The following is a 12,897-nucleotide window of genomic DNA, read 5'->3' on the forward strand; positions in this document are numbered from 1 at the left end:
CGGAACGATCACAGAGGGTGGGCGGTCGAAGAGCTGCCATTTGGGAGGAATGACGATGTTACTTCAACGCAAGATCGGTATCATCTCGGCACTGGGGCTCAGTGTTTCGATGATCGCACTCAATGCGAATGCCTTCGAGACCACCACGCCGCCCGAGCCGCCGCAATTTCCGGCCGAAGGCAAGATCAATTACGTGGCGCGCGACTCGATCCTCGAATTCAAGGCGCTGCCTGACTACAGCGAGCCGGACTGGGTCAGCGAGAAATTCGAAAAGACCGGCAAGCTGCCGCCGCTGAAGGAACGCCTGCCGGAAGAACCACTCGTCTACAAGACCGGCAACATGCCTGACGGTATGGGCGTTTATGGCGATACCATGCGCCATGTGGTCGGCGGCCGGCCGGAGGGCTGGAACTATATTGCCGGCCAGAGCCAGGGCTGGGGCGGCATCGATATCGCCCTTTCCGAATGCCTGACGCGTACCGCGCCGCTTTTCCAGGTGGATGCCAAGGATACCGAGCCGCTGCCCAATCTGGCGAAAAGCTGGGAATGGTCTGAAGACGGCCACAAGCTGACGATGCATCTCGTCAAGGGGGCCAAATGGTCGGACGGTGAACCCTTCAACGCCGATGATGTGATATTCTATTGGGAAGATGCCGTCATCGACCCCAATGTTTCACCGCTTGGCGGCGGCGCCTCGCCGGAGGCTTTCGGTGAGGGAACGACGCTGAAGAAGGTCGATGATTACACCGTCCAATGGACCTTCAAGGCTGCCTTTCCCAAGCAATATCTCTACACCATGGCCTATCCGAGCTTCTGCCCCGGGCCGTCGCATATTCTGAAGCCCCAGCATCCGAAATATTCAAAGAACACCTATAACCAGTTCAAGAACGCTTTCCCGCCTGAGTATATGAACATGCCGGTCATGGGCGCATGGGTGCCTGTGTCATATCGGCCGGACGATCTCATCGTGCTGCGGCGCAACCCCTATTACTGGAAGGTCGATGAAAAGGGCCAGCAGCTGCCCTATCTCAACGAGGTCCACTACAAGCTTTCCACCTGGGCGGACCGCGATGTGCAGGCCGTTGCGGGCTCGGGCGATTTCTCCAATCTTGAACAGCCGGAGAATTTCGTCGCATCACTGAAACGCGCCGCAGATCCCAATGCGCCGGCCCGCCTTGCCTTTGGGCCGCGCCTCATCGGCTATAATCTGCAGATGAACTTTTCCGCCAATGGCTGGGGCAATCCGGATGAGCGCGGACAGGCCATTCGTGAGCTGAACCGCAATGAGGTATTTCGCCAGGCGGTCACTTCCGCTCTCGATCGAAAGGCGATCGGCGACTCGCTTGTGAAGGGGCCTTTCACGGCGATCTATCCGGGCGGCATTTCGTCTGGCACCAGCTTCTATGATCGCGCCTCCACGGTCTATTACCCCTTCAACCTCGAAGCCGCCAAGGCCTCGCTCGCCTCAATCGGCCTGAAGGACACCGATGGCGATGGGTTCCTGAATTTCCCCAAGGAAACGCTCGGCGGCCGCAATGTCGAGATTACCCTTCTCGTCAATAACGGCTACGCGACGGACAAGAGCCTTGCGGAAGGTCTCGTTGGCCAGATGGCGAAACTCGGCCTGCGCGTCGTCATCAACAGCCTCGATTCCAACCAGCGCGATGCCGCCCATTATGGCGGGCAGTTCGACTGGCTGGTGCGCCGCAACTCCACCGAGCTTTCCTCCGTGGTGCAGAATACCGAGCAGCTGGCACCCGTCGGCCCCCGCACAAGCTGGAACCACCGCTCGCCCGAGGGCAAGGAACTCGATCTGATGCCGTTCGAGAAAGAGATGGCCGATCTGGTACGCAAGTTCATCTCCTCGCAGGACAATGCCGAGCGGGCGGAACTGATGAAGCAATATCAGAAGGTCTACACGCAGAACCTCTATACGATTGGCCTCACCGAATATCCCGGCGCGCTCATCGTCAACAAGCGGTTCTCCAACGTGCCGCAGGGTACGCCGATCTTCATGTTCAACTGGGCCGAAGATTCCATCATCCGTGAACGGCTGTGGGTCGCGGCCGACAAGCAGGGCAAATACGAACTCTTCCCGCAGCAGCTTCCCGGCAAGCCGGGTGAGGGCGGCCCGATCAACTAAAGCATTTCCAGAAAAACCGGACCCCGGTTTCCGTCCGGAAATGCGAATACCTTGAAGTACTCCTCCCGGAGCACACCCGGTACCGGTCGCGCGTGAAGCGCGGCCGGAGACACACGGCCCATCCAAACGGAGGAAGACCGTTCGATGCTGAGATTCCTGATGATACGCATAGGCTCCGCCGTTCCGGTGCTGCTGATCCTGAGTGTGGTGACATTCGCCATCATTCAGGCGCCGCCCGGCGATTATGCAGACTACATCCGCTCGCAGCTGATGAACCAGGGCGGGGCTTCCTTCGAACAGGCGGAAGCGCAGGCGCAGGCCTATCGTATCGAACACGGCCTCGATAAGCCGCTCGTGATGCAATATTTCAACTGGATCGGCGGTATCATCACCCGTGGCGATTTCGGCTACAGTTTCTACTACAACAAGCCGGTCGCCGATGTGGTTGGCGAACGCCTGCCGCGCACCATTGCGCTGGCGCTGGTCTGCCACATCTTCGCATCTGTTCTCGGCATCGCCTTCGGAATCTGGGCCGCTACGCGGCAATATTCCTGGGTCGACAACCTGCTCTCCACCATCGCCTTTCTCGGCATGACCATCCCGCGCTTCCTGATGGCGCTGATCCTTGTCTATCTGATGGTGTTTCATTTCGATGTGTCTGAGATCGGCAGCTTCTTCTCGCCGCAATATGGCGGTGCGCCGTGGTCGTGGGGCAAATTTGTCGATCTGGTCAGCCATGTCTGGCCGGTGGTCGCCATCGCCGTCTTCGGCGGCCTCGCCTACAACATGCGGGTGATGCGCGGCAATCTGCTCGATACGCTGAATGCGCAATATGTGGAAACGGCGCGCGCAAAGGGTCTTTCGGAAGGCGCGGTCATCATGCGCCATGCCGTGCCGAATGCGGTGCACCCGCTCGTCATGTATCAGGGCGTTGTGCTGCCCTATATGCTGAGCGGCGAAATCGAGACCGCCATCATCTTCGCATTGCCGACCGTCGGTCCGGCCATTGTCGGCTCCATGGCGGTGGGGGATGTCTACGTCACCGCGACCTTCATGATGGTGCTCGCCGCCACGCTGATCGTCGGCAACATCATCGCCGACATGCTGCTCGCCATGCTCGACCCGCGCGTTCGCGAATTCGGGAGGGCTTGAGATGGTGGCCGTTGACAACATGAAGACCGAAACCACCGCCACCCCCAAGCCCGAACGCGGCACGCAGGGCAACGAGTCCTATCTCGCCCTGGTATGGCGGCGTCTAAGGCGGTCCTTCACCGGCATGCTGGGGCTGGTGCTGGTCGTGCTCTTGATCCTGATCGCAATTTTCGCCGATTTCTTCGCGCCGATGAACCCGCTGGAAACCAATGCCAGCTTCTCGCCGCCGCAGGTGGTGCGTTTTTCTGACAAGGACGGCAATATCAGTCCTTTCCCCCGGGTTTATGCGACTGCCGAGACCGAAGAACTCGATCCGGTGACGTTCCAGCCTATCGTCGGGCCGGACTACGACAATCCCGTCTATCTCGGCTTCTTCGTCGAAGGCGCGGAATACAGGCTTTTGGGCCTCATCCCGATGAGCCGTCACTTCTTCGGCTCGACCGACGGCCAGCCGGTGCATTTTCTCGGAACCGACAAGTTCGGGCGCGATGTGCTGTCGCGCGCCATATATGGTTCGCGCATCTCGCTCGCGATTGCGCTTAGCGTCGTTGCCATCGTCACCGTCATCGGCACCAGTGTCGGCTTGATATCAGGGTATTTCGGCGGGCCGCTGGATGCCTGGGTGCAGCGCTTCGTGGAGGTGGTGCTCGCCTTTCCGCAATTGCCGCTTTATCTCGCGCTGACATCGCTCATTCCCGTCACCGCACCGACCACCGTTTTCCTCGTCTTCGTGGTTGGCGTCATGTCGGCGCTCGGCTGGGCGCAGATGTCACGCGAGGTGCGCGGCAAGACGCTGGCGCTGGCGCGTATCGATTATGTCCGGGCGGCGATTGCCGTCGGGGCCACCGACCGGCGCATCATTTTCCAGCACATTCTGCCGAATGTGATGAGCCACGTGATCGTCGCCGTCACCCTGCATATTCCGAGCGTCGTGCTGCTCGAATCCTTCCTCGGTTTCCTCGGTTTTGCGGTGAAACCGCCGCTCATCTCCTGGGGGCTGATGCTGCAGGATACCGCGACCTATTCCGTCATCGGTTCCTATCCATGGATCCTCGCGCCGGTCGGGTTCGTGCTGGTCACCGTCTTTGCCTTCAACGCGCTGGGCGACGGCCTGCGTGACGCCGTCGATCCCTATTGAGAGGAGCGTGACATGGTAGCTGCCCAGAACAACGCCTACGCCCCCGCCATCCGCCTCGATGCCGATGACCGCAAGGACAATGCCATTATCGATGCCCGCAACATTGCCGTGACCTTCAAGGTGGAGCACGGAACGGTGGAGGCGGTGAAAGATATTTCCTTCCAGCTCTATCGCGGCGAGACGATCGCAATCGTCGGCGAGTCCGGTTCGGGGAAATCCGTCACGGCTCGCACCGTTATGGGCCTTCTGACGAAGCGGGCAACGATTTCGAAATCGGCGGTGGTGCGCTTCAACGGCGAGGACATCCTGAAATTCTCATCACGCCAGCGCCGGGCGCTGCGTGGCAATCGCATTTCGATGATCTTTCAGGAGCCGATGAGTTCATTGAACCCGATCTATACGATCGGCAGCCAGATCGTCGAGGCGATCCGGGTGCACTCAAAACTCAGCCGCAAGGAAGCGGAGGCAAGGGCGCTCGATCTTCTGCGGCAGGTGCAGATACCGGAACCGGAAGCGCGGCTGAAACAATATCCGCACCAGCTTTCCGGCGGCCAGCGGCAGCGTGTGATGATCGCCATGGCGCTCTCCAACGATCCTGATGTGCTGATTGCTGATGAACCCACCACCGCGCTCGATGTGACGGTGCAGGCGCAGATTCTCAACCTTATCCGCGATCTGCAGAAAAAACGCGGCATGGCCGTGGTGCTCATTACCCATGACCTGACGATCGTGAAGCAGTTTTCCGACTACGTTTACGTCATGCAGCATGGCGAGATGCGCGAACATAACACCACCGAACAGCTGTTTGCAGCACCGCAGCACCCCTACACGAAAAGGCTGCTCGCTTCCGAACCGCAGGGAACGGCAAAGCCGCTGCCGGAGAATTCCGGCGTGCTGCTCACGGCAAGCGGCGTGCGTGTCTCCTTCATGATGCGTTATGGCGGACTGTTCAAACCGGAACTGAAGGAACTGATCGCCGTCGACAGCCTGGGGCTCACCCTCAATCGGCACGAGACTCTGGGCCTCGTCGGCGAATCCGGTTCCGGCAAGACGACCTTCGGCCAATCCCTGCTGCGGCTGAACGAACCGGTGGGCGGCGAGGTGATCTTTGATGGGGAGAGGGTCGATGGCCGCTCCCGCGCTGAGATGCGGCCCCTGCGTTCGCGCATGCAGATCGTGTTTCAGGACCCCTTCGCGTCGCTCAATCCGCGCATGACCATCGGCCAGATCATCGAGGAAGGGCTGATCATCAACGGCCTTGGCCGGACCAAGACAGAAAGGCTGGACCGGGTGCGTGATGCGCTGGAGGTGGCCGGCATGCCCGGTAACATCCTCTCACGTTTCCCACATGAGTTCTCAGGCGGCCAGCGCCAGCGCATCGCCATTGCGCGCGCCGTGGCGCTGGAGCCGGAATTCATCCTGCTCGATGAGCCGACCTCGGCGCTCGATCTTTCCGTGCAGGCGCAGATCATCGATCTGCTGCGCAAGCTGCAGGACGAGCGGGGTCTGAGCTACCTGTTCATCTCCCACGACCTGAAAGTGGTTCGCGCGCTCTGCCACCGCGTCATCGTCATGCAGCGCGGGCAGATCGTTGAGCAAGGTCCTGTCGAGGATGTGCTGACAAACCCAAACACAGAATATACTCAGCGGCTTGTACGGGCCGCCTTCGAAATCGCTTGAATTCCAATGCCGGAGGTAGACATGGCAAGAGATCCCAAGATCACATTTATCGGCGCAGGCTCCACGGTGTTCATGAAGAACATCGTCGGCGACGTGCTGCAGCGTCCGGCCCTTTCGGGCGCCACCATCGCACTCATGGATATCAACCGTGAAAGGCTGGAAGAAAGCGCCATCGTCGTCAACAAGCTGATTTCGACGCTGGGGGCAAAGGCGAAGGCCGAGACCTATACCGACCAGAAAAAGGCGCTTGCCGGCGCGGATTTCGTCGTCGTCGCTTTTCAGATAGGCGGGTACGAGCCCTGCACGGTCACCGATTTCGAGGTGCCGCGCAAATATGGCCTGCGCCAGACCATTGCCGATACGCTCGGCGTCGGCGGCATCATGCGCGGTCTTCGCACCGTGCCGCATCTGTGGAAGATCTGCGAGGACATGCTGGCCGTCTGCCCGAACGCGATCATGCTGCAATATGTGAACCCCATGGCGATCAATACCTGGGCGATTGCCGAGAAGTACCCGACGATCCGGCAGGTGGGTCTTTGCCATTCGGTTCAGGGCACGGCCATGGAACTCGCCCATGATCTCGATATCCCATACGAGGAAATCCGTTACCGTTCGGCCGGCATCAATCACATGGCGTTTTTCCTCGAATTCGAACATCGCCAGCCGGATGGCAGCTACAGGAGCCTTTATCCCGATCTCGTGCGCGCCTATCGCGAAGGCCGTGCGCCAAAGCCCGGCTGGAACCCGCGCTGCCCAAACAAGGTGCGTTACGAGATGCTGACGCGGCTCGGTTATTTCGTTACCGAAAGTTCCGAGCATTTTGCCGAATATACGCCCTATTTCATCAAGGAAGGACGCGAAGACCTGATCGAGAAATTCGGCATCCCGCTTGATGAATATCCGAAGCGCTGCATCGAGCAGATCGAGCGCTGGAAAGGGCAGGCGGCGGCCTATCGTTCGGCCGAGAAGATCGAGGTCAAACAATCGAAGGAATATGCTTCCTCCATCATCAACTCGGTCTGGACCGGCGAGCCTTCTGTCATCTACGGCAACCAGCGCAACAATGGCTGCATCACCTCGCTGCCATCTGATTGCGCGGCGGAAGTGCCCTGTCTGGTCGATCATAACGGCATACAGCCGACCTTCATCGGCGAATTGCCGCCGCAACTGACAGCGCTGATGCGCACCAACATCAATGTGCAGGAACTGACGGTTCGGGCGCTGATGAGCGAAAATCGCGAGCATATCTTCCATGCCGCGATGATGGACCCGCATACCGCAGCCGAACTCGACCTCGACCAGATATGGTCGCTGGTGGACGATCTGCTGCTGGCCCATCGCGACTGGCTGCCGGAATGGACGCAGGTGGAAGTGAAGCGGGCGCGGGCGGTTTAAGGTTGGCCCTGTCTTTGCCCGGAAGTCCGAAGGCGGCTGTGAGAAACGCACTTGCCTTCGGGACTTCCGGCAGTGGCCCTAAAACCTCTCCGTCGTCATCCTCGGGTCAAACCCGTTGATGACGACGAGTGTGGTGTCAGCAACCTCTGGACAGTCGCGACGACAGCAGCAGAACGTTTGACGAGCGCAATTTGCACCCTCCCAGCTTCCTGCCCGAAACATCCTTGGGCCCATTTGACTTGTGTCAAGGCCACGAAACACCACGACACCTAAACAGCCCTTGACCCGATCTGTTCTCGCTTGGCTAGGAGAAATGTCGGGTGCGAATTCTAAACGCGATGGTGGCTGGCTTCTTCGGTTTTTACGTATTACGGTTGAAACCTGAAGGGTTCATGGGGAAGACGGATGTCTAAAAAAGGCTTGCTCATTGGTCTGGTGGTTCTGGCTGTTGCCGTTGCCGCTTACTTTGCCTGGTCGAAGCTGAAGGGGGAGGGGCTGCCTTCCGGTTTCGCGTCCAGCAACGGTCGGATCGAGGCGGTCGAGATCGACATTTCCACCAAGACCGCCGGTCGCCTTCAGGACATCATGGTGCGCGAAGGCGATTTCGTGAAGGCCGGACAGGTGCTGGCGCAGATGGACACCGCCCAGCTGGAAGCGCGGAAGCGTCAGGCGGAAGCACAGTTTCGCCGTGCGAAAATAGCAATCGATACGGCCAACAGCCTTGTCGCACAGCGGGAGGCGGAGAAGACCTCGGCGCTGGCGATCGTGGAACAGCGCAAGGCCCAGCTTGATTCCGCCTCCAAGACCTATGCGCGCTCGAAGCAGCTGCTGACGGGCAATGCCGTTTCGCAGCAGATCGTCGACGACGGTGAAGCCGCCGAGCTGTCCGCCCGCGCCACACTCGCCTCCGCGCAGGCCTCGCTTGCCGCCTCCGATGCGGCAATCAACGCGGCCAAAGCGCAGATCGTTGATGCCGAGGCGGCTGTCGATGCGGCGCAGGCCGATATTGAAAGCATTGAGACTGACATAGCCGATGCGACGCTGAAATCGCCCCGCGACGGCCGCGTGCAATATAGGATCGCCCAGCCCGGAGAAGTGCTGTCCGCCGGTGGACGGGTTCTCAACCTCGTCGATCTCGGAGACGTCTACATGACCTTCTTCCTGCCGACGGCAGAGGCTGGCCGCACGTCCATGGGCTCCGATGTGCGCCTGATACTGGATGCGGCACCGCAATACACCATCCCGGCGAAAGTTTCCTTTGTGGCCGATGTCGCGCAGTTCACGCCGAAGACGGTTGAAACCGAAGAGGAACGCCAGAAGCTCACCTTCCGGGTGCGGGCGCAAATTCCGCAGGAACTGCTGCAGAAATATATCCAGTATGTCAAAACCGGACTGCCCGGCATGGCCTATGTACGGCTTGATCCGCAGGCCGCCTGGCCGGAAAACCTCGAACGCAATCTCGTCAAGTGACGGTGGCCACCATGGTCGCGCCTCCCGCAACGAATGACAGGAACGCACCGGTCGCGCGATTGACCGATGTGCGGCTGACCTTCGGAAGCACCATTGCGCTGGCCGATATATCGGTCGAGATTCCCGCAGGGAGGATGGTAGGGCTCATCGGGCCTGACGGCGTCGGCAAGTCGAGCCTGTTGTCGCTCGTCTCCGGCGCGCGGGCCATCCAGAAGGGCAAGGTGGAGGTTCTGGGTGGCGACATGTCCGATCCGCGCCACCGTGAGGATACCTGCCCGCGTATCGCCTATATGCCGCAGGGTCTTGGTAAGAACCTTTACCCCACCCTGTCCGTCTTCGAGAATATCGACTTTTTCGGCAGGCTGTTCGGACAGGGCAGCAGGGAGCGGCAGGCGCGCATTGCCGAATTGCTGAAGAGCACCGGCCTCGAACCATTCGCCGATCGCCCCGCGATGAAGCTTTCCGGCGGCATGAAGCAGAAACTCGGGCTCTGCTGCGCGCTGATCCACGATCCGGACCTGCTTATCCTCGATGAGCCGACCACAGGCGTTGACCCGCTGTCGCGCCGGCAGTTCTGGGAATTGATCGATTCCATCCGGGCCGGGCGTCCGGGCATGAGCGTCATCGTCGCCACGGCCTATATGGAAGAGGCCGCCGGTTTCGACTGGCTGGTCGCCATGGATGGCGGCAAAATACTGGCTACCGGTTCGCCCGCCGAACTTCTCGAGCGCACGTCGGCACCCAATCTCGATGCAGCCTTCATCGCGCTTCTTCCCGAAGAAAAGCGCAAGGGTTACCACGAGGTCCATATCGCGCCGCGCAAGGTGACGGGTGAGGGCGATTACGCCATCGAGGCGTCGCATCTCAGCATGCGCTTCGGTGATTTCACCGCCGTCGACAATGTCAGCTTCAAGATTCCGCGCGGCGAGATTTTCGGCTTTCTCGGTTCGAACGGCTGCGGAAAATCCACCACCATGAAGATGCTGACCGGGCTTCTGGCGGCCAGCGAAGGCGAGGCCAAGCTCTTCGGGCACAAGGTGGATGCGAGCGACATGGCGATCCGCCACCGCGTCGGTTACATGAGCCAGGCCTTCTCGCTTTATTCAGAACTGACGGTGCGGCAGAACCTCGATCTTCACGCCCGCCTGTTCAAGCTGCCGGAAGACACCATTCAGCCGCGTATCGCCGAAATGGCGGAGCGATTCGATCTCGGCGCGGTCATGGAAACCCTGCCGGACGACCTGCCGCTCGGCATCCGGCAGAGGCTGTCGCTGGCGGTGGCGATGATCCATTCGCCTGACATTCTCATCCTCGATGAGCCGACCTCCGGTGTCGACCCGGTGGCGCGCGACGGGTTCTGGCAAATCCTTGCCGATCTCTCGCGCGACGACAATGTCACCATCTTCATCTCCACCCATTTCATGAACGAGGCGGAGCGCTGCGACCGTATTTCGCTGATGCATGCCGGCAAGGTGCTGATCAGCGATACGCCTGATGCGATTACCAAAAGCCGCAATGCCGCAACGCTTGAAGAGGCTTTCGTCGCCTATCTCGAGGATGCCTCGGGTGTGAAAAAAGTGAAACCCGTTGCACCGTCCGCTCCGGCAGCTGAGGTGCCCACGACACAACATGCCGCCCCCGTCCGCAAGAGGTTTTTCGATTTCAGGCGCATGTTCAGCTATACCCGCCGTGAGGCGCTGGAATTGCAGCGTGATCCCATTCGCGGAACGCTGGCGGTGCTCGGCAGCGTTATCCTGATGTTTGTCATCGGATACGGCATCAATCTCGATGTCGAGGACCTGACCTTTGCGGTGCTGGACCGCGACGATTCCACCATCAGCCGTGACTACGTGCTCGATATTGCCGGCTCCCGTTATTTCATCGAAAAGGAACCGATCCGCGACTATGCCGATATGGATCGGCGCATGCGTGATGGGGAACTCAGCCTTGCCATTGAAATTCCCCCCGGCTTTGGCCGGGATGTCTTGCGCGGCAAGACGGTGGAGGTGGGCGCCTGGATCGACGGCGCCATGCCGCAGCGCGCCGAGACGGTGCGCGGTTACGTGCAGGGTATGCACCAGACATGGCTTGCGCGGAAGGCCGCCGAGATTTACGGCAGCGCCGCCACGCAGAACAGCTTCAGCATCGAGACGCGCTATCGTTACAATCCTGATGTCAAAAGCCTCGTCGCCATGGTGCCGGCGGTCATTCCGCTGCTGCTCATGCTTATTCCCGCCATGCTGGCGGCGCTCAGCGTCGTCAGGGAAAAGGAGCTTGGCTCCGTCGTCAATCTCTATGTGACGCCGACCACGCGGCTGGAATTCCTGATCGGCAAGCAGCTTCCCTATGTCGCCCTCGGCATGCTCAATTTCCTGCTTCTGACGGCATTTGCGGTCTTCGTCTTCCAGGTGCCTTTCACCGGAAGTTATCTCGCCTATGCGGCGGGAGCGCTGCTCTACGTCATCATCGCCACCTCCATTGGCCTTCTCATGTCATCCTTCATGAAGAGCCAGATCGCAGCGATTTTCGGCACGGCCCTGCTGACGCTCATTCCGGCCACGCAATATTCGGGCATGATCGATCCCGTCTCCTCGCTGCAGGGCGCCGGCGCCTTTATCGGTAACATCTATCCGGCCACCTATTTCATGACCATTTCGCGCGGGACCTTTTCGAAGGGGCTTGATTTCGCCGGGCTTTCCGGCTCGTTCCTGCCGCTCATCATAGCCATTCCGCTGCTGCTTAGTGCCGGTGCCGCACTTTTGAGGAAACAGGCGTCATGAGGCTGTTTTCGTCCAACATCTTCCAGCTCGGCATCAAGGAACTGCGTGGCCTTGCGCGTGACGGCATGCTGCTGCTCCTGATTGTCTATGCCTTCACGCTGCAGATCTACACCGGCTCCAGCGCGCTGCCGGAAACGCTGAACAATGCCGCCATCGCCATTGTCGATGAGGATCAGTCACCGCTTTCCGGCCGCATCAGTACGGCGTTTTATCCACCCTATTTCGCACCGCCGAAGCAGATTTCCATCGCGGAAATGGACAAGCGCATGGATGCCGGGCTCGATACTTTCGCGCTCAACATCCCTCCGGATTTCCAGCGCCGGCTGATGGCGGGTCAGCAGCCGGCCATCCAGCTCAATATCGACGCCACCCGCATGAGCCAGGCCTTCAGCGGCGGCGGTTATGTGCAGAGCATCGTGACCAGCGAAGTTCAGGAATATGTCAACCGTTATCGCGGTGCGACTGCGGTGCCGGTGGACCTCACCCTGCGCTCCCGTTTCAACCCGGAGCTGGACAAGTCCTGGTTCGGCTCGATCAACAATATCATCACCGCCATCACCATGCTGTCGATCGTGCTGACGGGGGCGGCGCTCATTCGCGAGCGGGAGCACGGCACGGTCGAGCATCTGCTGGTCATGCCGGTCACGCCGCTGGAAATCATGCTCAGCAAGGTCTGGTCCATGGGCCTCGTCGTGCTGGTGGCCTCGGCATTTTCCCTGTTCGTGGTCGTCAGGGGGCTGCTCGCCATTCCGATCGAAGGCTCGCTTTCGCTTTTCCTGCTCGGAACGGCATTGCAACTCTTCGCCATGACCTCAATGGGCATATTCCTCGCGACCGTCGCCGGTTCCATGCCGCAATTCGGCATGTTGCTGATCCTGTTCCTGCTGCCGCTGCAGGTGCTCTCGGGCGCCATGACGCCGCGTGAAAGCATGCCTGATATCATCCAGTACATCATGCTTCTTGCGCCAAACACCCATTTTGTCATTCTGGCGCAATCGGTGCTTTTCAGAGGGGCGGGGCTGGATGTGGTCTGGCCGCAATTGCTGGCGCTGCTGGCCATCGGCTCCGCGCTCTTCGTTTTTGCGCTTCGCCGTTTCAGGCGGTTCCTGCGCTGACGACAGCCGGATTTTCCGCTTGTT

8 protein-coding genes are annotated in these 12,897 nt (G+C 60.0%); all 8 read left to right on the forward strand.

All coding sequences use genetic code 11. From position 1 onward, the window contains the following. Positions 1 to 55: 55 nt before the first annotated feature. The 8 genes from V6S97_RS18980 (at position 56) to V6S97_RS19015 (ending at position 12,873) form a co-directional block, all read left to right on the forward strand. On the forward strand, positions 56 to 2,143 hold the full coding sequence (locus V6S97_RS18980; protein ID WP_031234010.1) for an ABC transporter substrate-binding protein: 2,088 nt from the start codon (positions 56 to 58) through the stop codon (positions 2,141 to 2,143). Positions 2,144 to 2,287: 144 nt separating this feature from the next. Further along, complete coding sequence (locus V6S97_RS18985; protein ID WP_149622169.1) at positions 2,288 to 3,295, forward strand: ABC transporter permease; 1,008 nt, start codon at positions 2,288 to 2,290, stop codon at positions 3,293 to 3,295. A gap of 1 nt (position 3,296) precedes the next feature. After that, on the forward strand, positions 3,297 to 4,433 hold the full coding sequence (locus V6S97_RS18990) for an ABC transporter permease (protein WP_020810886.1): 1,137 nt from the start codon (positions 3,297 to 3,299) through the stop codon (positions 4,431 to 4,433). A gap of 12 nt (positions 4,434 to 4,445) precedes the next feature. Further along, a complete protein-coding gene (locus tag V6S97_RS18995; RefSeq protein WP_334427634.1) occupies positions 4,446 to 6,113 on the forward strand; it encodes an ABC transporter ATP-binding protein in 1,668 nt (555 codons plus the stop codon). Positions 6,114 to 6,134: 21 nt separating this feature from the next. Beyond that, on the forward strand, positions 6,135 to 7,508 hold the full coding sequence (locus V6S97_RS19000; protein ID WP_020810888.1) for an alpha-glucosidase/alpha-galactosidase: 1,374 nt from the start codon (positions 6,135 to 6,137) through the stop codon (positions 7,506 to 7,508). Positions 7,509 to 7,913: 405 nt separating this feature from the next. Then, on the forward strand, positions 7,914 to 8,978 hold the full coding sequence (locus V6S97_RS19005) for an HlyD family secretion protein (protein ID WP_020810889.1): 1,065 nt from the start codon (positions 7,914 to 7,916) through the stop codon (positions 8,976 to 8,978). Between the two features lie 11 nt (positions 8,979 to 8,989). Further along, complete coding sequence (rbbA, locus tag V6S97_RS19010; protein ID WP_334427635.1) at positions 8,990 to 11,758, forward strand: ribosome-associated ATPase/putative transporter RbbA; 2,769 nt, start codon at positions 8,990 to 8,992, stop codon at positions 11,756 to 11,758. Beyond that, on the forward strand, positions 11,755 to 12,873 hold the full coding sequence (locus tag V6S97_RS19015) for an ABC transporter permease (RefSeq protein ID WP_020810891.1): 1,119 nt from the start codon (positions 11,755 to 11,757) through the stop codon (positions 12,871 to 12,873). The genes rbbA and V6S97_RS19015 overlap by 4 nt, the downstream gene beginning before the upstream one ends. Positions 12,874 to 12,897 lie beyond the last annotated feature (24 nt).

Source organism: Agrobacterium sp. CCNWLW155, assembly GCF_036888815.1.
Classification (GTDB): Bacteria; Pseudomonadota; Alphaproteobacteria; order Rhizobiales; family Rhizobiaceae; genus Agrobacterium; species Agrobacterium radiobacter.